The sequence below is a fragment of the Reyranella sp. genome (assembly GCF_965229815.1).
Lineage (GTDB): Bacteria > Pseudomonadota > Alphaproteobacteria > Reyranellales > Reyranellaceae > Reyranella.
The window spans coordinates 266,236-287,933 of sequence record NZ_CBDDJN010000006.1 but is presented as its reverse complement, the minus strand read 5'-3'; the positions used below and the strand labels follow the sequence as shown (position 1 = coordinate 287,933).

At 70.1% G+C, this 21,698-nt stretch carries 18 protein-coding genes; 6 read left to right on the top strand and 12 right to left on the bottom strand.

The features are described from left to right. Nucleotides 1–17: 17 nt before the first annotated feature. Nucleotides 18–926 (bottom strand): hydroxymethylglutaryl-CoA lyase, encoded by a 909-nt coding sequence (locus tag ACO073_RS12680; RefSeq protein WP_421997793.1) that lies wholly within the window; start codon nucleotides 924–926, stop codon nucleotides 18–20. A gap of 324 nt (nucleotides 927–1,250) precedes the next feature. On the opposite strand from ACO073_RS12680, the gene argC reads away from it, so the two are divergent. Further along, on the top strand, nucleotides 1,251–2,228 hold the full coding sequence (gene argC, locus ACO073_RS12675; RefSeq protein ID WP_421997792.1) for an N-acetyl-gamma-glutamyl-phosphate reductase: 978 nt from the start codon (nucleotides 1,251–1,253) through the stop codon (nucleotides 2,226–2,228). Between the two features lie 93 nt (nucleotides 2,229–2,321). Here the strand turns inward: argC and ACO073_RS12670 are convergent, their stop codons facing one another. Continuing rightward, on the bottom strand, nucleotides 2,322–3,626 hold the full coding sequence (locus ACO073_RS12670; protein WP_421997791.1) for an aspartate aminotransferase family protein: 1,305 nt from the start codon (nucleotides 3,624–3,626) through the stop codon (nucleotides 2,322–2,324). A gap of 98 nt (nucleotides 3,627–3,724) precedes the next feature. Between ACO073_RS12670 and ACO073_RS12665 the strand changes: the two genes are divergently transcribed. From ACO073_RS12665 to ACO073_RS12655, 3 genes are all read left to right on the top strand, one after another. Next, on the top strand, nucleotides 3,725–4,468 hold the full coding sequence (locus ACO073_RS12665) for a GntR family transcriptional regulator (protein WP_421997790.1): 744 nt from the start codon (nucleotides 3,725–3,727) through the stop codon (nucleotides 4,466–4,468). A 15-nt stretch (nucleotides 4,469–4,483) separates the two neighbouring features. Further along, the gene (locus ACO073_RS12660; protein ID WP_421997789.1) at nucleotides 4,484–5,413 is read left to right on the top strand and encodes an aminotransferase class IV; all 930 of its coding nucleotides are present in this window, start codon (nucleotides 4,484–4,486) and stop codon (nucleotides 5,411–5,413) included. 163 nt (nucleotides 5,414–5,576) lie between these two features. Beyond that, complete coding sequence (locus tag ACO073_RS12655; protein ID WP_421997788.1) at nucleotides 5,577–6,452, top strand: DUF2189 domain-containing protein; 876 nt, start codon at nucleotides 5,577–5,579, stop codon at nucleotides 6,450–6,452. A 218-nt stretch (nucleotides 6,453–6,670) separates the two neighbouring features. Here the strand turns inward: ACO073_RS12655 and ACO073_RS12650 are convergent, their stop codons facing one another. From ACO073_RS12650 to dapA, 8 genes are all read right to left on the bottom strand, one after another. Further along, on the bottom strand, nucleotides 6,671–8,665 hold the full coding sequence (locus ACO073_RS12650; protein WP_421997787.1) for an acetyl/propionyl/methylcrotonyl-CoA carboxylase subunit alpha: 1,995 nt from the start codon (nucleotides 8,663–8,665) through the stop codon (nucleotides 6,671–6,673). An 18-nt stretch (nucleotides 8,666–8,683) separates the two neighbouring features. Further along, a complete protein-coding gene (locus tag ACO073_RS12645) occupies nucleotides 8,684–9,307 on the bottom strand; it encodes a hypothetical protein (RefSeq protein WP_421997785.1) in 624 nt (207 codons plus the stop codon). After that, nucleotides 9,304–10,086, bottom strand: coding sequence for an enoyl-CoA hydratase/isomerase family protein (locus tag ACO073_RS12640; RefSeq protein WP_421997784.1), 783 nt, complete (start codon nucleotides 10,084–10,086; stop codon nucleotides 9,304–9,306). Before ACO073_RS12640 ends, ACO073_RS12645 begins: the two co-directional genes overlap by 4 nt. Nucleotides 10,087–10,091: 5 nt before the next feature. Further along, nucleotides 10,092–11,699, bottom strand: coding sequence for a carboxyl transferase domain-containing protein (locus ACO073_RS12635; RefSeq protein WP_421997782.1), 1,608 nt, complete (start codon nucleotides 11,697–11,699; stop codon nucleotides 10,092–10,094). A gap of 77 nt (nucleotides 11,700–11,776) precedes the next feature. Continuing rightward, nucleotides 11,777–12,856: a TRAP transporter substrate-binding protein gene (locus ACO073_RS12630; RefSeq protein ID WP_421997781.1), complete on the bottom strand. Its 1,080-nt coding sequence runs from the start codon at nucleotides 12,854–12,856 to the stop codon at nucleotides 11,777–11,779. 113 nt (nucleotides 12,857–12,969) lie between these two features. Beyond that, entirely contained in the window at nucleotides 12,970–14,106 is a 1,137-nt protein-coding gene (locus tag ACO073_RS12625) for an acyl-CoA dehydrogenase family protein (RefSeq protein WP_421997780.1), read from the bottom strand. 110 nt (nucleotides 14,107–14,216) lie between these two features. Further along, entirely contained in the window at nucleotides 14,217–14,690 is a 474-nt protein-coding gene (gene smpB, locus ACO073_RS12620) for an SsrA-binding protein SmpB (protein WP_421997779.1), read from the bottom strand. Nucleotides 14,691–14,827: 137 nt separating this feature from the next. Further along, on the bottom strand, nucleotides 14,828–15,706 hold the full coding sequence (dapA, locus tag ACO073_RS12615; protein WP_421997778.1) for a 4-hydroxy-tetrahydrodipicolinate synthase: 879 nt from the start codon (nucleotides 15,704–15,706) through the stop codon (nucleotides 14,828–14,830). A 124-nt stretch (nucleotides 15,707–15,830) separates the two neighbouring features. On the opposite strand from dapA, the gene ACO073_RS12610 reads away from it, so the two are divergent. Continuing rightward, nucleotides 15,831–17,825, top strand: coding sequence for a transglycosylase SLT domain-containing protein (locus ACO073_RS12610; RefSeq protein ID WP_421997777.1), 1,995 nt, complete (start codon nucleotides 15,831–15,833; stop codon nucleotides 17,823–17,825). A 30-nt stretch (nucleotides 17,826–17,855) separates the two neighbouring features. Here the strand turns inward: ACO073_RS12610 and ACO073_RS12605 are convergent, their stop codons facing one another. After that, a complete protein-coding gene (locus tag ACO073_RS12605) occupies nucleotides 17,856–19,124 on the bottom strand; it encodes an MFS transporter (RefSeq protein ID WP_421997776.1) in 1,269 nt (422 codons plus the stop codon). A gap of 231 nt (nucleotides 19,125–19,355) precedes the next feature. Between ACO073_RS12605 and ACO073_RS12600 the strand changes: the two genes are divergently transcribed. Then, complete coding sequence (locus ACO073_RS12600) at nucleotides 19,356–20,492, top strand: acyl-CoA dehydrogenase family protein (protein ID WP_421997775.1); 1,137 nt, start codon at nucleotides 19,356–19,358, stop codon at nucleotides 20,490–20,492. A gap of 221 nt (nucleotides 20,493–20,713) precedes the next feature. Here ACO073_RS12600 and ACO073_RS12595 read toward each other — a convergent pair whose 3' ends face one another. Then, nucleotides 20,714–21,676 (bottom strand): aldo/keto reductase, encoded by a 963-nt coding sequence (locus ACO073_RS12595; RefSeq protein ID WP_421997774.1) that lies wholly within the window; start codon nucleotides 21,674–21,676, stop codon nucleotides 20,714–20,716. Between the last annotated feature and the right edge of the window lie 22 nt (nucleotides 21,677–21,698).

Sequence of the window (21,698 nt, the reverse complement as noted above, 5' to 3'; positions counted from 1 at the left end):
TCGTGCGCGCCGCCGCCTCAGGCGGCGAGCTTCGCCTTGAGCGCCTGCGCCACCTTCGATGCGGGTTCGCGGCCGAGCGCGGCGCAGATGTCGCGCCCGGCTCGCGCCACGGCGTCGAGATCGACTCCGTGCTCGATGCCGAGCCCGTTCAGCATGTAGACCACGTCCTCGGTGCCGACGTTGCCCGAGGCGCCCTTGGCGTAGGGGCAGCCGCCCAGCCCCGCCACGGCGGTGTCGAACACCGCGATGCCGCGCTCCATGACCGCAAGGATATTGGCCAGCGACTGGCCGTAGGTGTCGTGGAAATGCCCGGCGATCTTCTCGCGCGGCACCTTCTCGGCCACCGCCTCGATCATGGCGACGCACTCGGCCGGCGTGCCGACGCCGATCGTGTCGCCGAGCGAGACCTCGTAGCAGCCCATCGCGAACAGGCGGGCCGAGACCTCGGCGACCTTGGCCGGCGCCACCTTGCCGTCGTAGGGACAGGCGACCACCGTCGAGACGTAGCCGCGCACCCTCATCCCGTGCTTCTGCGCCGCCTCCATCACCGGGGCGAAGCGCTCGAAGCTCTCGTCGATCGAGCAGTTGGTGTTCTTGCGGCAGAACGCTTCCGAGGCGGCCGTGAAGACCGCGATCTCCTCGCACTTCGCCTCGACGGCGCCGTTCATGCCCTGCTTGTTGGGCACCAGCACCGGGTAGGCGACTCCCGGCTTGCGCTCGATCCGCGCCATCACCTGGTCGGTGTTGGCCATCTGCGGCACCCACTTGGGCGACACGAAGCTACCGGCCTCGACGGCGGCATGCCCTGCCGCGGTAAGCGCATCGATCAGCGCCACCTTGGCGTCGACCGGCACCGGCCGCGCCTCGTTCTGCAGCCCGTCGCGCGGGCCCACCTCGACCAGCCGCACCCGCCTGGGAAGAGTCATGGTTTCCTCCGTTCCAGACCATCTTCTAGCAGCTAAAGACACACCGGGAGATGGGCCGTCGGCAGACATTCGGCTTGACGATCGATGGGAGCGGCGACAGTGTCCCGGCCCATGCCCGGGAACCGGACCCTTTCTGATCGACGCCGACGTCACTGCCTCCAAGCGGCGGCTCTTCGGGCTGCGCGTCGATCGACGTCCGTCGTCGTGGCGACTGCCTGACAGCAGATCCCACCCGCCGGAGCGACACCGGCCCGCATTCCTGAACCCCCGCAGCCCTCGGCTCCCGGGGGTTTTCTTTTGCCCGAACTCCAGAAGGACATCACCATGAGCATTCGCGTCGGCATTGTCGGCATCAGCGGTTTCGGCGGCGGCGAAGCCCTGCGCCTGGTCGCGAGCCACCCGTCCTTCGAGCTGGTCTACGCCGCGGGCGAAGGCAGCGCGGGCAGCCGTCTGGTGGACCGCTTCCCCGGTGTGCCGGCGAGGCTGGCCGACCTGGTGATCGAGAAGTGGGATCCCGCCACCCTGCCGCCGCTCGACGTGCTGTTCGCGTCGCTGCCCACGGGCGCCTCGGCCGAAGCGCTGGCGCGCGTCCCCAGGAGCGTGAAGATCGTCGATATCGGCGGCGACCACCGCTACGTCGATGGCTGGGCCTACGGCCTGGCCGACGTCTGGCCCGCCGAGATCGAGGGCCGGACCCGCGTGGCCAACCCCGGCTGCTTCCCCGCGGCGGCGTTGACCGCGCTGGCGCCGCTGCTGGCCGGCCAGCTGATCGAGCCCGGCAACATCGTGATCGACGCCAAGACCGGCATCTCCGGCGCTGGCCGCGGCGGCGCCGACAGCCGGTTCGGCTACGCCGAGAGCAACGAGAACCTGGTGCCCTACGGCCTGCTCAAGCACGTCCACATGCCCGAGATGGCCCGGACGATCGAGCGGCTGAGCGGCGGCAGCGCAGAGGGGCTGGTGTTCACGCCGCACCTGGTGCCGATGACCCGCGGCGTCCTCGCCACGATGTACTGCCGCGGCTGCGCCACCACGGACCAGTGCCTGGACGCGGCCCGGCGCTTCTACGCCGGACGGGCTTTCGTCCGCGTGACCGACCGGCCGCCGCAGACCAAATGGGCCACCGGCTCGAACATCGCCTTCGTCAGCTATGCGGCCGACCCGGAGCGCAACCTCGTGATCGCGATGGGCGTGGTCGACAATCTCGGCAAGGGAGCAGCCGGCCAGGCGGTGCAGAACGCGAACCTCATCTGCGGCCTGCCGGAAACCGCGGGGCTCGACGGCATCCCGGTCTGGCCGTGATGGAGGCCGTGCTCGATCATCTTGGGCCGCGCACCCTGGGCGCCATAGCGCCGCGTCACGCCTTCCAGGCGGATGTCGCTCATTCCACCGCCGTCATGCCACCGCCGCCATGGCGCGGCCGGCGGCCGCCAGCGTCTCGTCGATGATGGCGTCGTCGTGGGCCGTCGACAGGAACCACTTGGCGTTCTGATTGGTGCGGATGCCTTCCTCCTGCAGCGCACGGTGGAAGGCGAGCGCCTTGTCGCGGTCGCAGGCGACGGCCTCGCGGTAGTTGGTCGGCGCCGGCCCCTCGGTGAAGTAGACCTGGAAGATCGCCGGCAATCCCTGCACCTTGACGGCGACGCGATGCTTGGCGCCGAGCGCCGCGAGACCCCGCATCAGGCGCGTGCCGCGGGCGTCGAGGTCTCGGTAGACGGCACCGTCGTCGGCTTCCAGCACGTCGAGCGCCGCCAGCGCCGCGGCCATGCTCTGGACGTTGCCGTTGTAGGTGCCGCCGTGCATCACGCCCTTGTCGAGCAGCGTGTCCATGACGTCGCGCCGCCCGCCGACCAGGGCGAGCGGGAAGCCCGCCGCCACCGCCTTGGCATAGACGGTCAGGTCAGCCGTGACGCCGTAGAGGCCCTGGGCGCCGCGCAGCCCGGCGCGGAAGCCGGTGATCACCTCGTCGCAGATGAAGAGGGCGCCGTGCTCGCGGCAGAGCGCCCGCGCACCCTCCAGGTAGCCCGGCTTTGGCGGAGTCGGCCCGCCATTGACCATGACGGGCTCCATGATGATGGCGGCGATCTCGCCCTTGTGGCGCTCGAAGGCCGCGGCCAGCAGGTCGAGGTCGTTCCAGCCGGCGACGACCGTGTCGTCGAGCACGCTCTGCGGCATGCCCGGCGACCCCGCCACCGGGACGGGACAGTCGGCGGGCCCGGCCTCGTTCAGGGCGGGACGGGCGCTGATGAAGGCCTGGTCGCTCCAGCCGTGATAGTGGCCCTCGAACTTCAGGATCTTGGTGCGGCCGGTGAAGGCACGCGCGAGGCGGAAAGCCATCAGCACGGCTTCCGTCCCGGACGAGGCGAAGCGAACGACCTCCACGCCCGGCAGCAGGCGGCACAGACGCTCGGCCAGCGCCGTCTCGCCGGGATGCTGGGCGGCATAGACCTGGCCGCGCGCCAGGGTGGCGGCCACGGCCTCGATCACCGGCTTGGGCGCATGGCCCAGGATCGCCGGCCCGTTGCCCAGCACGTAGTCGATGTGCACGTTGCCGTCGACGTCGAAGAGGCGGGCGCCCTCGCCCCGCTCGAAGAACAGGGGAACCGGAGTTGCCGCGTAGCGGACGTTGCTGCTGACGCCGCCGGCGAGACTCTTCCGGGTCCGCTCGTAGTACTCGATCGACTTGGCGTAGCTGCGCATGGCTCCCCCGGAGCAAGAACGATGCCTCGGCGCCCGGGTGGCGGCAATGAGAATTTGTGATCACAAATTTCCGGGCAGATGGTCTATGCTGCCCGCCGATGCCGTCGAGACCCCCTGCCGACACCTCGCTGCGCCGCCAGGTCTATGGCTGGCTGCGCGACGCGCTCACGGCCGGCCGCTTCACGCCGGGCCAGAAGCTTTCCTTCCGGTTCGTCGCCGGCGAGGTCGGGGTCAGCCTGACGCCGGTGCGCGAGGCCATCCGCCTGCTGGTCGCCGAGGGTGCCTTCGAGATGCAACCCAACCGCTCGGTGCGGGTGCCCCTGATGACGCGCGACAAGGTGCTGGAGCTGCGCGACATCCGCCTCGCCGTCGAGGGCCTGGCTGTCGAGAAGGCGGCCAAGCGGGCGACCCGCGAGCAGGTCGCCCGGCTGCGCCGCATCGCGTCGGAACTGCTCGAGGCCCGCAACCGTGGCGACTTCGCGGCCGACCGCCAGAAGATCCGCGAATTCCACTTCGCTCTCTATGCAATCGCCGGCCTGCCGACGCTGCAGCGGGTGATCGAGGGCCTGTGGCTTCAGACCGGCCCCTATCTCAACCTCCTCTATCCCGACTTCGTCGCCTCGCCGCGCGGTCCGGAGCGCCGGCTGCGCCTGATCCGCGCCGTGCAGGCGCACGACGCCGCCACCGCCCGCCGCGAGATCGTCGCCGACATCGGCGGCGCGCTCACCTACGTCGCAGGCCTCGCCGACGCAGCCGGCATGATCGCGCCGGCCCGGCCCGTCGAGACCCGCCGTCGCCGCCGTCCCCCATCTTCCCCGTCCGGGGAAGCCGTCTTTCCCTGACCGAAAGGATCCGACATGGCCCAGCAACTCAGCAATCAGCGCATCGCCTGGTTCAACGGCACGTTCATGCCCGAGAACCAGGTCATGATCCCGTTCCGTGACCGAAGCTGGAAGTACGGCGACGGCGCCTTCGACATGACGCGCACCTTCGAAGGCCAGCCGTTCCGCCTGAAGGAGCATATCGACCGCTTCTACCGGTCGCTGAAGTACCTGCAGATCGACCCGGGCATCGGCCCGAAGGAGATGGTGGCGCACAGCGAGGAGGTCGTGGCCCGCAACGAGCATCTGCGCGCCGCCGTCGGCGACTGGTGGGTCGGCCAGCGCGTCAGCCGCGGCGTCGACGCGGTCGGCGACGAGGGCTGGGACCATACCGGTCCGAACGTCGTGATCGAGGTGCTGCCGCTGCCGCTCGCCAAGCGCGCGCCGCTATTCCGCGACGGCGCCGATGTCATCACCACCACGATGCGCCGCACCGCGCCGTCGATGCTGAGCCCGCGCGCCAAGACGCACAACTATCTCAACATGATCATGGCCGAGAAGCCGGTGAAGGCGCTGAACCCCGACGCCTGGGCCATCCTGCTCGACGAGAACGGCAACCTGGCCGAGGGCCTGGGCAGCAACATCTTCATCGTGCGCGACGGCGCGCTGTTCACGCCGTCCGAGCGCTACGTGCTGCCGGGCGTCAGCCGCCAGATGACCATGGACATGGCCAAGCGCCTTGGCATCGAGTGCACGGCGGGCGACATCGACATGTTCGACGCCGCCAATGCCGAGGAGATGTTCCTGACGTCCACCAGCCTCTGCATCCTGCCGGTGCGCAGCTTCAACGGCGCGCCCGTCGCCGACGGCAAGACTCCCGGCCCGATCACGAAAAAGCTGATCGACGCCTACGCCAAGGACGTCGGCTGCGACTTCGTCGGCCAGTACCTGAAGTTCCTGCATTAGAACCGCAAACAGTCGATCGGGGGCTTTCCCCGGCCCCTGATCGGCGTAGACTTTCAGGCAGTGGCGGATCGCGGCTCCCGTGGCCAGCGACTCGTACCAGCATCAGTGCCACGCCTTTGCGCCACGCCCGGGCCGCGACCTTCTGTTTCGGAAGGAGTGGACCATGGCCGCGCAGCATCACGTCAGGAATCCCATCGAATGGGGGTGGGACGGCCTCAAGGGGGCCGGCCACGCCATCGGATCGACCGCGACCACGCTCGAAGGGGCGTGGGACGCCCACGGCACGGCGCCGCCGGTCGTGCGACGCATCGGCCTCGACGACCTGCGCCAGGCCCTGCGCGAGGGGGCGCGCGATTTCGGCGCCTGCCGGACGGACGTCGTGTTCCTGTGCCTGCTCTACCCGATCGCCGGCCTGGTCATCTCGCGCTTCGCCTTCGACTACGGGATGCTGCCGCTGGTCTTCCCGCTGGTCTCCGGCTTCGCGCTGATCGCGCCGCTGTTCGGCGTCGGCCTCTACGAGATGAGCCGCCGCCGTGAGCTCGGCATCGCCCGCGGCTGGGCCGACGCCTTCGCCGTCGCGCGCTCGCCTGCGATCGGCTCGATCCTGGCGCTGGGCCTCGTGCTGCTCGGCCTGTTCGCCCTGTGGCTGTTCGCAGCCAACCTCATCTACACCGTCACGCTCGGGCCCGACGCGCCGGTCTCGGCGGTGGCCTTCGCCCGCGACGCCGTGACCACGCCGGAAGGCTGGACCATGGTGATCGCCGGAATCGCGGTGGGCTTCGTCTTCGCCCTCGCCGTGCTGGTGATGAGCGTCGTGTCCTTCCCGCTGCTGCTCGATCGCAATGTCGGCGTCGGCCGCGCCGTGGCGACCTCGGTCGCCGCCGTTCGCGCCAACCCCGGCCCCATGGCCGCCTGGGGGCTGGTCATCGCCGCGGGCCTCGTGATCGGTGCCATCCCGCTGCTGATGGGACTGGCCATCGTCCTGCCGATCCTGGGCCACGCGACCTGGCATCTCTATCGCAAGGTGGTCGTGCACTGACGGAGGTGTCGCCTCATTGCTGGGGGGCGCGCCACTCCAGTGGCGCTCGAGAGATATCGAGACGCCTAGGAAGAGCGCCACGGAGAGATTGTGAAGCTATCGGAGCGCGGACACCTCCAGGTCCGCATCATGGTCATGAGCGGACCTGGAGGTCCGCGCTCCGATGACGCGCCACCGGAGTGGCGCGCCCCCAGCAGGAAAGACGCTCCCTGGCCCCGTCAGCCCGTCTCCAGCTCCACCAGCTCGGCGCCCTCGACCACCTGCTCGCCCACGGCGTAGCGCACGGCCTTGACCGTGCCGTCGGCGGGCGCGGAGAGCGTGTGCTCCATCTTCATGGCCTCGAGCACCAGCAGGACCTGTCCCTTGCTCACGCTGTCGCCAGCCTTGACCCGAAGGTCGATGATCTTGCCGGGGAGCGGCGCCCTCACGGCGCCACCGGCCGCGGCGACGGATTCGTACTGCGTGACGTCGAGCGGATCGACCAGTGCCAGCCGCCGATTGGCGCCGTCGGCGAACAGCACGTAGTCCGTCCCGTCGGCCGTCGGGCGGCGCACGGCGGTGGCCGTGAACGTGTCGTCGCCCAGCCGGATCGCCAGTCGGCCCTCCTCGGTGCGCCGCACGCGCGCCTCGAGGGCGCCGCCCGGCAGGTCGAGACCGATCGCGCCGTCGCGGCGGCGCCACGCCGTCACGGCGATCTCGCGCTCGCCGTCCTTCCAGCGCACGACGTCGTGGCCCTCCTCGAGGAGCCGGAAGCCATTCCTCACGTCCCACGGATCCGCCGGGGTGCCCGCCGGTTCCACCTCCATGAGCCGCGCCAGCGTCGCCACCGCCACCATGCGGTCGTCGGCCGGCTCCAGGGCCGCGAACAGCGAGGCGCGATGGCGTTCGATGAAGCCGGTATCGACCTCGCCGCCGACGAAGGCGGGATGGGCGCACAGCGCCTGGAGCAGCGCCGCGTTGGTCGTCACCCCGACCACCTCGGTCTCGCCCATCAGCGCCGCCATCCGGCGCAGCGCGGAGGTGCGGTCGCGATCGTGCACGATCACCTTGGCGATCATGGGATCGTAGAACGGCGTCACCGTATCGCCCTGCCGCACGCCGGTGTCGACGCGCACGTGCGGCCCTTCGTCCGGCAGGCGCAGGTGCGCGAGCGTGCCGGTCGAGGGCAGGAAGTTGCGCGCCGGGTCCTCGGCATAGAGGCGGACCTCGACGGCATGCCCGTCGATCGCGAGCTGGTCCTGCGTCAACGGCATCCTGCCACCGGCCGCGACCAGAAGCTGCCACTCGACCAGGTCCTGGCCCGTGATCATCTCCGTCACCGGGTGCTCGACCTGCAGGCGGGTGTTCATCTCCATGAAGAAGAAGGTGCCGTCCTGGTCGGCGATGAACTCGACCGTGCCGGCGCCGCGGTAGCCGATCGCCCGGGCGGCCGCCACGGCCGCCTCGCCCATCGCCTTGCGGCGGGCCGGATCCATGTCCGGCGCCGGCGCTTCCTCGATCACCTTCTGGTGGCGGCGCTGGATCGAGCAGTCGCGCTCGAACAGGTACAGGCACTGGCCGTGGTCGTCGGCGAAGACCTGGATCTCGATATGGCGCGGGCGGGTCAGGTACTTCTCGACCAGGACATGATCGTCGGCGAACGAGGCCTTGGCCTCGCGCTTGGCGCCGGCCAGGGCGTCCGCGAACTTCGCGGCCTCCTCGACCACGCGCATGCCCTTGCCGCCGCCGCCGGCCGAGGCCTTGATCAGCACCGGGAAACCGATGCGCGCCGCCTCCTTGGCCAGGAGATCGGGCGACTGGCCGTCGCCGTGATAGCCGGGCACCAAGGGCACCCGGGCCTTCTCCATGATCTTCTTGGCCTCGCTCTTGGAGCCCATGGCGCGGATGGCGGCGGGCGGCGGTCCGATGAAGACGATGCCGGCCGCGGCGCAGGCCTCGGCGAAGCCGGCATTCTCCGACAGGAAGCCGTAGCCGGGATGGATCGCCTGGGCGCCGGTGCGCCGGGCCGCGGCGATGATCCGGTCGGCCACGAGATAGCTGTCGCGTGCCGGCGACGGGCCGATATGGATCGCCTCGTCGGCCATGGCCACGTGCCGCGCGGTACGGTCCGCATCGGAATAGACCGCGACGGTCTTGATGCCCAGCCGCCGTGCCGTCTTGATGACCCGGCAGGCGATCTCGCCGCGATTGGCGATCAGGATCTTGGAGAACATCTTACCGGTCATCCTAGGTCATTTCTGAGGGCCGGCATCCGGCCAGAACGTCCTGCAGGGCCTGTCTATCCATGCGGTATCGATGCCGAACGCCAGGAGAGACCGCGCGCGCTGAAGCGCCGCCTCCAATTTCTGCGGTGTCGCACTCGGATCGGCCTGCAGGTAATCCGCCCTGGCCTTGTCCGACACCGCAGCGGGGTCGACAAAGAGTCCGAGCTTGGCGCAGACCGCTGTCCCTCGTTCGTCGATTTGCCGGGTCGCCGACGACCAGAACCGCTCAAGCGCCAACGACCCGTACCCGACGCTGGAGCCGTTGGCGCGGGCATGCGCCTCCTCCTTCGCGAACTCTCTCGACACGTCCACTTGCCATCGCGGCTCCTGGGTGGCGCATACCACGAACCGCTGGTCGATGGCGTCGATGACGCGCTTCCATTGCCCTTCTTTGTCGGGTCGGCACCTGCGCGCCACGACCATCATCACCGCGACTCCGCCGACCGTGAAAGGCATTGCCATCAACGTGGCCGCGATCTCCTGGTAGGCTTCCCGCTCGTTGCCGCGCGGCGCGGGCGCCTGCGCCGCGACAGGGAATGCTGCGGCCGCAACAAGGCACGACGCCCTCGCCAGACCCGGGAAGCCTGTCACGTTGCCCACCTCGGCTTGCGCTTGTCCAGGAAGGCCCTCATGCCCTCGATCGCCTCGTCGCTGGTGCATTGCGCCGCGACATGCTCGCCGATCAGGTCGGCCGCCTCGGCGTCGTGCGTCATGCCGTCGAGACGGGGGACGAGCTGCTTGACCAGCCGCTGCACCGACGGGGCGCCCAGCAGAAGCTCGCGCGCCAGCGTCGCCACCACCGTGTCGAGATCGGCGGCCGCCACGACCTGGTCGACCATGCCGAGGCGCAGCGCCGTGCCGGCGTCGAACACGCCGCCATGCATCAGGAGCTGGCGGGCGACGCGGGGACCGACGGCCTCGATCAGGACCGGGATGGCGATTCCCGCCAGGAGCCCGTTACGCGCCGAGGTCAGCCCGAACCGCGCCGTGTCGGCGCAGACCGCGAAGTCGCAGGCCAGCATCAGCCCGATCCCGCCGCCGACGGCCGCTCCGTGGACGCGGGCGATCGACGGCTTGGGGAAGTCGTAGAGCGCCTGGACGGCCCCCATCATCAGATCGGCGCCGACGCGCCGGGTGATGGCATCGAGCCCGGGCCAGGTCAGCACCCAGTTGAAGTCGCCGCCGGCCGAGAAGGACCGGCCCTCGCCCGCCACCACCAGGACCCGCACCCGCTCGTCGACGGCACAGGCCTCGACGGCGTCGATAAAGACATGCGCGGTGTCGCCGTCCAGCGCGTTCATGGCGGCCGGCCGGCAAAGCGTCAGGGTCGCGATGCCGTCGGCGACGGCGGTCCGGAGCGGAGCGGCCACGTCCGTCACATCCGGAAGACGCCGAACTTGGTCGGGCCGATCGGCTGGTTCATCGCCGCCGACAGGCCGAGCGCCAGCGCCATGCGCGTGTCGACCGGATCGAGGATGCCGTCGTCCCACAGCCGCGCCGTGGCGTAGTAGGGATGGCCCTCGCGGTCGTACTGCTCGCGGATCGGCTGCTTGAAGGCCTCCTCCTCTTCCCTGGGCCAGGTGCCGCCGCGCGCCTCGATATTGTCGCGCCGCACCGTGGCCAGCACGCTGGCCGCCTGCTCGCCGCCCATCACCGAGATGCGCGCGCTGGGCCACATCCAGAGGAAGCGCGGCCCGTAGGCGCGGCCGCACATGCCGTAGTTGCCGGCGCCGTAGCTGCCGCCGACGATCACGGTGAACTTCGGCACGTTCACCGTCGACACCGCCGTCACCATCTTGGCGCCGTCGCGGGCGATGCCGCCCGCCTCGTACTTGCGGCCGACCATGAAGCCCGTGATGTTCTGCAGGAACAGGAGTGGGATGCCGCGCTGGCCGCAGAGCTCGATGAAGTGCGCGGCCTTGAGCGCCGATTCGTTGAACAGGATGCCGTTGTTGGCGACCACGCCGACCGGATGGCCCCAGATGCGGGCGAAGCCGGTGACGATCGTCGTGCCGTAGAGGTGCTTGAACTCGTCCAGCTCGCTGCCGTCGACCAGGCGGGCGATGACCTCGCGCATGTCGAACGGCGTGCGGTTGTCGGCGGGCACGACGCCGTACAGCTCGTCGGCCGAATAGCGCGGCTCGCACGGCTCGATCAGCGACGCCGACGGGCTCTTCTTCCAGTTGAGGTTGGCGACGATGCGCCGGACGATGCCCAGCGCATGGCTGTCGTTGTGGGCATAATGGTCGGCGACGCCCGAGGTGCGGGCGTGCACGTCGGCGCCGCCCAGATCCTCGGCGCTCACCACCTCGCCGATCGCCGCCTTCACCAGCGGCGGACCGGCCAGGAAGATCGTGCCCTGCTTGCGCACGATGACGGTCTCGTCGCTCATCGCCGGCACATAGGCACCACCTGCCGTGCACGAGCCCATCACCGAGGCGATCTGCGGGATGCCCTGCGCCGACATGTTGGCCTGGTTGTAGAAGATGCGGCCGAAATGGGTCTTGTCGGGGAACACTTCGGGCCATTGCGGCAGGTTGGCGCCGCCCGAATCGACCAGGTAGATGCAGGGAAGCCGGTTCTCCATCGCCACCTCCTGGGCGCGGAGATGCTTCTTCACCGTCATCGGATAGTAGGTGCCGCCCTTCACCGTGGCGTCGTTGCACACGATCACGCATTCGACGCCGCTCACGCGGCCGACGCCGGTGATGACGCCCGAGCCCGGCGCCTCGTTGTCGTACATGTCCATGGCCGCCAGCGGCGACAGTTCGAGGAACGGCGAGCCGGGATCGAGCAGCGCCCTCACCCGCTCGCGCGGCAGGAGCTTGCCGCGCGCCACGTGGCGCTTGCGGCTCTCCTCGCCGCCGCCCAGCCGCACCTTGTCGGTGCGGTCCCGGAGGTCGGCGACCAGGGCGCGCATCGCCTCGGCGTTGCGCTTGAAGGCGTCGGAGCGGGTATCGACCTGCGAGCTGAGGATCGTCATGGCCGGGTCAACCTGCCCGGACGGGCGGCCCCGTGCAACTGCCTCCCCGGGGGCGTTGCCCCGGGAGGAAAATCAGGTCACGGCAGCCGGGACAGCTTTCGCCAGTCGACGCTCTGGCGGACGAAGGCGCGCTGGTTGGCCAGCGCGGCCGCGAAGTCGGGATCGCGGTCGGCCTCCTCCTTCAGGACGATCTCGGCATTGTCGCGGAAGGCCTTCATCACCTCGGGCGACCATTCCCGGACGGCGACGCCGGCCGCCTTGAGCTTCTCGAGCGCCGTGCCCTGCACGTGCGGCGAGTGGCTGAGCATCCAGGAGATGTTGGCACGGCAGGCCGTCTCGATCTGGGCGCGCTGGCTGGACGACAGCGCGTCCCACTTGTCCTTGCGCATAAGGAAGTCGAGCACCGCGGAAGGCTGCTGCCAGCCCGGCATGAAATAGGGCAGGCCGAGCTTGTCGAAGCCCAGCGCGGCGTCGATCGCCGGCGTCGACATCTCGCCGCCGTCCACCTTGCCCTGCTGCAGCTGGTAGAAGAACTCGCCCGGCGGCACCGGCACCGCCGTGGCGCCCATGCGCGCCACGATCTCGCCGGCAAAGCGGGTGAAGCGCAGGCGCTGGCCCTTGAAGTCGTCGACCGTGGCGAAGTCGCCGCGGAACCAGCCGCCGCCCTTGCCGCCCTGGACGCCGCAGGGGACGCCGGTGACCCCGAGCTTCTCGTAGGCGGCGCGATGGATGCGGCTGCCGTCGCCCTCGATCATCCAGGACGTCATGTCCTCGGGCCCCGGGCCGAACGGCACGGTGGCGAAGACGCCGAATACCGGCGCTTTCCTGGCGGCATAGCCGCTCCAGGTGAAGGCGGCCTCCAGGTCGCCGGCCACGATCGCGTCGAGCATGTCGGCGGTGGGGGCGAGACGCCCGGGCTCGACGATCTTGATCACGAGCTGGCCGCCGGACATGTGCTTGATGGTGCGGGTGAAGGTCCGGACAGCCTCGCCCGATCCGGGCAGCGCCGGATTGAACGCCGTCTGCATCTTGATGATCCGGCCCGGCTGCGGCCCGATATCCGTGGGCTTGGCTGTTTCGGTGTCGCCGGCAACGGCGATGGTCGCCATCAGCGACGCTGCGGCGATCCCTGCAACAATGAAAATGTTACGGCGCACGACCGACCATCCGTCGCCCGGGCTCCCCCGTCCCCCAAAGCCGCTTCGGCGGCCCCTTCTTCACACCGGGTGACCTTGGCATGACGATGGTTCGGAGACAAGGACTGCGGGCGCTACAAAGCTGCCAGGCCGCGGCCGATCAGGATGCGCTGGACGTCGCTGGTGCCTTCGTAGATCTGGCAGACGCGAACGTCGCGCCAGATCTTCTCCACCGGGTAGTCCGACACGTATCCGTATCCACCGTGAACCTGAATGGCGGCCGAGCACACTTCCTCGGCCATTTCCGAGGCATATAGCTTCGCCATTGCGGCCTCGGTGAGGCACGGGCGGCCGGCGTCGCGCAACGTTGCCGCATGCAGGACCATCTGGCGCGCCACCGCGATCTTGGTCGCCATGTCGGCGAGGCGGAACTGCACCGCCTGGTGGTTGACGATCGCCGTGCCGAAGGCCTGGCGCTCGCCGGCATAGGCACGGGCGGCCTCGAAGGCGGCGCGCGCCATGCCGACGGCCTGGGCGGCGATGCCGATGCGGCCGGCCTCGAGGTTCGCGAGCGCGATCCGGTAGCCCTCGCCCTCCGCGCCCAGCATCGCATCCGCCCCGACCGCGCAATCCTCGAAGGCGATCTGGCAGGTATCCGACGACTTCTGGCCGAGCTTCTTCTCGACCGAGGCGACGCGATAGCCGGGCGTGGCGGTCGGCACGATGAAGCAGGAGATGCCGCGCTTGGGCGCGGCCGGGTCGGTGACGGCGAACACCAGGGCGACGTCGGCCGTGCTGCCCTGGGTGATGAACTGCTTGACCCCGTTCAGCACCCAGCCGTTGCCCCGGCGCTCGGCCCGGGTCCGCAGGTTGGAGGCGTCCGAGCCCGCCTGCGGCTCGGTGAGGCAGAAGGCGCCCAGCAGCTCGCCACGTGCCAGCGGCTTCAGCCAGCGCTCCTTCTGCTCGGGCGAGCCGTAGGCCATGAGCGCGGCGCAGTCCGGCGAGTTGTTGACGCTCATCACGGTCGACAGGCCGCCGTCGGCCGCCGCGATCTCCTCCAGCGCCAGCACGTAGGACACCATGTCGGCGCCGGCGCCGCCCCATTCGGCGGGCACGCACATGCCCATGAAGCCGAGCCGTCCCATCTCGCCCAGCAGCGACTTGGGGATGGCGCCCGCCGCCTCCCAGGCGCGCGCGTGCGGCGCCACCTTCTCCCGCGCGAAGGCCCGCGCGGTGTCGCGGATCAGGGTCTGTTCTTCGGTGAGCAGCATGGGGGTTCCTAGCGTGGGCCACCGTACGTTGTCATCCTGAGCGTAGCGAAGGATCTCATGCCGTTTGCCGGCGGCGATGAGGTCCTTCGCTGCGCTCAGGACGACAGAAACTAGCGCCGATGGCTGAGCAGCCGGGCCCGCTGGCGCTGCCAGTCGCGGTCCTTGATGGACTGGCGCTTGTCGTGGGCCTGCTTGCCGGTGACCAGCGCGATCTCGATCTTGGCGCGGCCGCGCGGGTTGAAATAGACCTGCAGCGGCACGATGGTGCGGCCCTCGCGCTGGATGGCGCCGATCAGCTTGTTGATCTGCTTGCGATGCAGCAGGAGCTTGCGCGCCCGGCGCGGCTCGTGATTGTTGCGGTTGCCCGCGGCGTATTCGGGAATGTTGGCATTGACCAGCCACGCCTCGCCGCCCTCCTCCGTCACGTAGGACTCGGCGATCGAGCTGCGGCCGCCGCGCAGCGACTTCACCTCGGTGCCGGTGAGAGACAGGCCCGCCTCGAAGGTCTCCTCGATGAAGTAGTTGTGCCGCGCCTTGCGGTTCTGGGCCACGACGGTGCGGTCCAGCTCCGGTTTCTTTGCCACGATGAAATCGCCTTTCTGACTGCGCTCGGCGCCGCAACGCGACCACTGTCATCCCGAGCGTAGAGACGGACCTTCAGGCCACAGGAAAGGTCCCTCGCTGCGCTCGGGATGACAGCGCGCTCGTGGCAGCGTCTCGACTAATTGATCAGCCCCGCATGCACCATCGCATCATGCACCTGCTTCTTGGTCGGCTCGGTGCACTCGACCAGCGGCAGGCGCAGCCGGGCGCTGGCCTGGCCGATCAGCTCGCAGGCGTACTTCACGGGCGCCGGGCTGGTCTCGACGAACAGCGCCTTGTGCAGCGGCATCAGCCGGTCCTGCAGCTCGAACACCTTGTCGAGATCGCGCTTCTTCCAGGCGTCGTGCATGTCGCCGCACAGGCGCGGCGCCACGTTGGCCGTGACCGAGATGCAGCCGTCGCCGCCCTGGGCCAGGAAGCCCACGGCGCTGGCATCCTCGCCGGAGAGCTGGATGAAGCCCTTCTTCGCCCGCAGCTTGGTGAGCGTCGGACGGGCCATGTCGTAGCTCGCGTCCTTGATGCCGATGATGTTCTTCACCTGCGACAGGCGCACCACGGTGTCGACCTGCATGTCGCCGCCGGTGCGCGGCGGCACGTTGTACAGCAGGATCGGGATGTCGACCGCCTCGGCCACCGCCTTGAAGTGCTGGAACAGCCCTTCCTGGGTCGGCTTGTTGTAGTAGGGCACGACCAGCATGGCGGCATCGGCGCCGGCCTGCTTGGCGTGGCGGGTGAGGTCGATCGCCTCGTCCGTCGAGTTCGAGCCGGTGCCGGCGATCACCGGCACGCCCGTCCCCTTGGCGGTTGCGATGCAGATGTCGATGACGCGCTTGTGCTCCTCGTAGGACAGCGTCGGCGATTCGCCCGTGGTGCCGCAGGGCACCAGCCCGTCCGTGCCTTCCTCGATCTGCCAGGCCACGAACTTCTCGAATCCCTTCTCGTCGACCGATCCGTTCTTGAACGGGGTAATAAGGGCAACGAGCGACCCGGTGAACATGGCTCCCTCCGCGTTCTTGTGAGACCGCCCAATCTAGGCCCGCGACCCGGCCCCGGCAAGGCGAGCAACCGGTCCGGGGAACTTGCCATTGTGATGCCGCAAGTCCCTGCCTACGATTCCTAGCGTGAAATCCCCTCTCACCCCCCTCCTGGTGGCCGCCGCCCTGGCGGCTCCCCTGGCCGCCGGCACCGCCGCCCGGGCGCAGACGGCCACGTCCTCCGCGCCGGCCGCCGCCCAGCCCGCCAAGCCGCTGACGCCGGCCGAGGCGGCGGCGTTCGCCGCCGCCCTCAAGGCCCTCGACGACGGCCGCCTGACCGACGCGCGGGCGGCGGTCGCGTCCTTCCGCCAGCCCCTGCTCGATCGCTACGTCGCCTGGAGCATCCTGCGGACGGCGCCGCGCGGCGAGGCGAGCTTCGCCGACACCTGGCGCTTCCTGCGCGAGAACCCCGACTGGCCCGAGCCCGAGGTGCTGCGCCGCCAGGCCGAGGACCGGCTGGCGCCGGAGATCCCGGCGGCCGAGGTCCATCGCTACTTCACCGCCTTCCCGCCGCTCACCAGCACCGGGCACATGCGCCGTCTCGAGGCGGCGCAGGAGGCGAGCCCGGGCGACGTGCCCAGGCTCGCCCGCGACAGCTGGCGCCTCGCCACCTTCCGCAGTTCCGACGAGACCGATTTCCTGAACCGCTACGGGCACCTGCTGACCGGCCAGGACCATGTCGCCCGGTTCGACCGCATCCTGCGGGAGGGCCGCGCCCCGGTGGCGCGCGAGCTGCTGCCCAAGCTGCCGCCCGAGTACCAGCCGCTGGCCGAGGCGCGGCTCGCGATGGCCGTCCGCGCCGCCGACGCCGGCGACATGCTGAAGCGCGTCACGCCGGCCCGGCTCGACGATCCGGCGATCGTCCTGGAGCGCATCCGCTGGCTGCGCCGCACCGGCAAGCTGAACGACGCCAAGGCACTCCTGGCCAAGCCGGTCGCGAACCAGACGGATGCCTGGTGGAGCGAGCGCAACCTCGTGGCACGGGACCTTCTCGCCAATGGCCGGACCGCCGACGCCTATGCCGTCGTCGTGGCCCATGGCCACGCCAAGGGCGTGGCCTTCGCCGAGGCCGAATTCCTCGCCGGCTGGATCGCGCTCCGCCAGCTCCGCAAGACGGCCGAGGCGCAGAAGCATTTCCAGGTCCTGTACGACGGCGTGTCGACCGACATCTCGAAGAGCCGGGCGGCCTACTGGCTCGGCCGCACCCACGAGGCCGCCAAGCGCGCCAAGGATGCCAGGGAGTGGTACGGGCGCGCCGCCGCGTTCGGGCAGACCTTCTATGGCCAGCAGGCGGCGCGCAAGCTGCCGGGCACGACCGCGACGCTGCCGGCCGATCCCGCGATCGCGGACGCCGATCGTCGGTCCCTCGACGGGCGCGAGCTGGCGGCGGTGGCGCGCCTTCTCGCCCAGGCCGGCGATTTCGACCGCGCTCAGCCGTTCCTGCTACGGCTCGCCCGCATGGTCGGCACGCCGGGAGAGACCGCGCTGCTGGCCCAGCTCGCCGTCGACCTGAAGCGGCCCGACGTGGCGCTCACCGTCGCCCGCCGGGCCGCCGGCAACGGCGTCGTGCTGCTCGAATCCGCCTTCCCGGTCGTCGACCTCGGCGCCACCGGCTCGGTCGAGCGGGCGCTGGCGCTCGCCGTCACCCGCCAGGAAAGCTCGTTCAACGCCGCCGCCGTCTCGCCCTCGGGCGCGCTCGGACTGATGCAGCTGCTGCCCGGCACCGCGCGCGACGTTGCCGGCCGGCTGGGCATGCCGTTCATCGAGCACAGGCTGACGGCCGATCCCGCCTACAACGTCCAGCTCGGCAGCCAGTACCTGGCCGAGATGCTGAAGCGCTTCGGCGGCTCCTACGAGATCGCGCTCGCCGCCTACAATGCCGGCCCCAACCGCGTCGCCCGCTGGCTCGACTCGCTGGGCGACCCGCGCGCCGGCAAGATCGACATGATCGACTGGATCGAGACGATCCCCTACGGCGAGACGCGCAACTACGTGCAGCGGATCATGGAGGGCGTCACCGTCTACCGCGACCGGCTGAATGGACCGTTCAAGCCGGTGCCGCCGGCGGCGGGACGGAGCTGAGCGGCACGGCGCGCGAAGCCTTCCGCGACGTCAGCGCCGGAGGGCGCGCGCCCGCAGCTCCTCGCTCGGCTTCACGTCGGCCGCCCGGCCGTAGACCGAGAGCGCCATCACCAGCACGACGCACATGAAGCCGAACAGGGTGCGATAGGCCGTCTCCGACAGCGCGCCGTCGGGCAGCGGCGCGAACGAGCCCAGGATGATCCCGGACAGGGTCTGCATGCAGGCGACGCCCAGCATGACGCTGGTGTTCATGGTCGCCATGCCGCGTCCGATCAGGCGGTCCGGGAAGATGCCGCGACCGTGGGTCATCACCATGGTGCTGGACGCGCTGAGGAAGCCGATGGCCACGATCGCGCCGGCGGCGAACCACAGCGGCGCCTGTCCCCAGAGGGCGAGAGCGCCGAGGATCGTGGCGATCGCCGTGGTGCCGCCGAAGGCGATCCACTTGCGCGTGTCGAGGAGCCGATCGAGCGGGCCGAACACCAGCATGCCGATCTGGTAGGCGATCACCGCGGTCAGCAGCACGTTGCCCGACTGGATGCGGTCGAGGCCATGGACCTCGCGCAGGAACGGCCCGCCCCACAGGCCCTGCACGGTGAAGGTGCAGGCGTAGTTGCAGAAGTTCAGGGTCAGGATGAACGGGAGCTGCGGATTGCGCAGCACCTCGCCCAGCCCGCGTATCATCTCGGCGGGCTTCTCGGCCTGGCGCTCGAGGAAAGGATGCCCCGGCGGCGCGTCGCGCACGATCAGCCAGACTGCGAGGGCGGCGATCACCGAGAAGCCGGCCACGAGCGCGAACACGCCGCGCCAGCCGATCTGCTCGGTGCCCCAGGCGAGCGGCGTGGTGGCCAGCAGGTTGCCGATCAGGCCGATCGACAGGACGATCCCAGACAGGGTCGAGAACCGGTCGGGCGGGAACCAGCGCGAGATCACGATCATGGTCCCGATCAGCATGACGCCGAAGCCGGCCCCCATGAGCGTCCGTCCGGCGAGCAGCAGCTCCCAGTTGGGCGCAACGGTGAAGAGCGTGGCGCCCAGCACCGCCACCAGCAGCATGCCGGAGATGGTGCGGCGCGGGCCGAACCGGTCGAAGAAGAAGCCGCAGGGAATCTGCATGGCCGAGAAGCCGAAGAAGAAGGCGCCGGTCAGCGCGCCCAGCGCCTCGGGCCCGATGCGCAGGTCGCGCATGAGGTCGAGGCCGATGGTCACGTTGGATGCCCTGAAGAAGTGGCTGGCGACGTAGGCGGTGGCCAGGGTCCCGACGATGATCAGGCCCTGCCGGCGAAGTGCGGACGACATCGACCGGCGCTTCCCTCCCCTTTTCTTTCTTCCTGCCGTCCCGGGCATCGCCGCCGGTGGCGATCCGGTTCCACGGCGTCGGAAGTATCGGCCTCTTCGGCGCGCCGGCAACCGGACCGGTCGACATTCCACACGCCGGCTTCTGCCCTGCGATCCCGCCCGCGCTCCCGACGGGGGCGCTCACGAATGCCGGCGGGTACGCTGTCGCCCACAAGACGACGGGGGGACTTCATGGATTTCGCCTTCACATCCGAGCAGGAGGCGCTGCGCGCGACCGTCCGCCGCTTCGCCGAGACGGAGCTCGCCCCGCTCGCCCGGCAGGCCGACGAGACGGAGACCTTTCCCCGTCCCCTCTTCCGGCGCTTCGGCGAGCTCGGCCTGATCGGGGTGCGCTATCCGGAGGAGGATGGCGGCTCGGGCTTCGACAAGGTCTCCGACTGCATCGTGCGCGAGGAGATGTCGCGGGTCTGCCAGTCCTTCGCCTCGTCCTGGTCGGCGCACAGCCATCTCGGCCTCTGGCCGATCTGGAAAGCGGGCACCGACGCGCAGAAGGAGCGCTTCTTCCGCCCCGGCCTGCAGGGCGAGCGCATCGCGGGCTTCGCCCTGTCCGAGCCCGATGGCGGTTCCGACATCCGAGCGCTGCGCACGCGCGCCGACAAGGTGCCGGGCGGCTGGCGGCTCACCGGCTCCAAGCTCTACATCACCAACGCGCCGATCGCCGACTTCCTGGTCCTGGCGGCGCGCACGCAGCCGGAGCTAACACCGGCCGCGATCAGCCTGTTCATCGTCGAGCTGCCGAACTCCGGCATCGCGGTCACGCGGCTGGAGAAGGAAGGCATCCGCGGATCCGACACCGGCCTCTTGTACATCGAGGACGCGTTCGTTCCCGACGACTGCCTGCTGGGCGGGCGTACCGGCACCTATCCCATCATCCTCGACAGCCTGGCCGAGAACAGGGTCGGCGTGGCGGCCAACGCGCTCGGCATGGCCCAGGCGGCGCTGGAAGCGGCGCTCGACTATGCGAAGGCGCGCAAGGTCCGCGGCCGGACGATCGGCCAGTACCAGGCGATCGCCCACAAGCTCGCCGACATGGCGGCCGACATCGAGGCCGCGCGCTGGCTGGTCTATCACGGCGCCTGGCGAGTGGATCGCGGCACGCTCGATCCGGCGACGGCGGCGAAGGTGAAGCTGGTCGCCTCGGAATGCGCCGTGCGCGTATCGGAAGCCGCCATCCGCATCCATGGCGGCGCCGGCATCATGCGCGAGTACCCGGTCGGCCGCATCCACCGCGACGCGCTGGTCTACGTGATCGGCGAGGGCACGTCGGAGATCCAGCGCAACATCATCGCGCGCGGCCTCGGCCTCTAGCGCGTGAGGCTTGAAGTTCACCTTCTCGCTGGGGCGCGCCACTCCGAAATCGTGGCGTGCCGAGATGTGCTCATCGTCTTCCGGACCGCGAGCCTCCAGGCTCGCTCATGATCATGAGCGGGCCTGGAGGCCCGCGGTCCACAAGAACATGATCCTGCGCGCCACGGAGTGGCGCGCCCCCAGCGAATGAGCGACCGTCATCACGCTCCGGCTGAAACCCGTCAGCCGATCCGGCGCAGCACGGGTTCGGGCAGCGGGCCCTTGTTCACGGCGGCGATCGCCGCCTCGAGATGGTCGAGGGTCGAATAGCCGACGAGCATGGTCGAGACCGCGGGATGGGCGATGACGAACCGTTCGGCGAACTCGGTCAGGCTCGTGCAGCCGCCGTCGGCCAGCAGCGGCTGCAGGGCGCGGGCGCGCGCGACGTCGCCGGCGAAATCCGGCGCCGAGCCGATCGGCGCGACGTCCTGCATGGCCAGCGGATGGCGGTCGGCGGTGCCCGCGAGCGCGCCCCCCGCCAGTGCGCGGATGACGATCGTGCCCATGTCGGCCGCCTTCGCCTTGTCGAGCAGGCGGCCATAGTCCTGGCCGGGCGCGCCCGCCGGCATCGCGCCGCCGGCGCTGGGATTGAGGGCGTTGTAGACGACCTGAACCGTGTCGAAGAGCCCGGAGTCGACGGCGCGGTGCAGCGCCGCGGTCTCGCCGACGCCGCTGAAGCCGATGAACCGCGTCTTGCCGGCACGGCGCAGCTTCTCCAGAGCCGGCGCCACCTGCTCGAGCGCGATGTCGATCGCGAGCCTGTCGCCGCCATCCTGGGCGACCAGCGGATTGTGCAGCTGGAAGAGGTCGACCGCGTCCCGGCCAAGGCGACGCAGGCTGTCGTCCATGCCCTGCTCGATCGCCTTGCCGACATCGCCGCGATGCTCGGCCGACAGGCGCACCTTGGTGCCGAGCACGATGTCGGCCTTGAGCGCCTTCAGCACGCGGCCGAGGTTCTTCTCGGATTCGCCGTTGCCGTAGAGTGCCGCCGTGTCGAAATAGTTGATGCCGGCCTCGATGGCCCGCGCCACCGCCCGTTCCTGGTCGTTCGCCGCGCCTTTGGTGAACAGCCCGCCGACCGCGCCGGCTCCGTAGCCCAGCACCGACACTTCCAGGCCCGTGCGGCCCAGCCTGCGCTTCTGCATCTTGCTCCTCCCGTTATTCCCG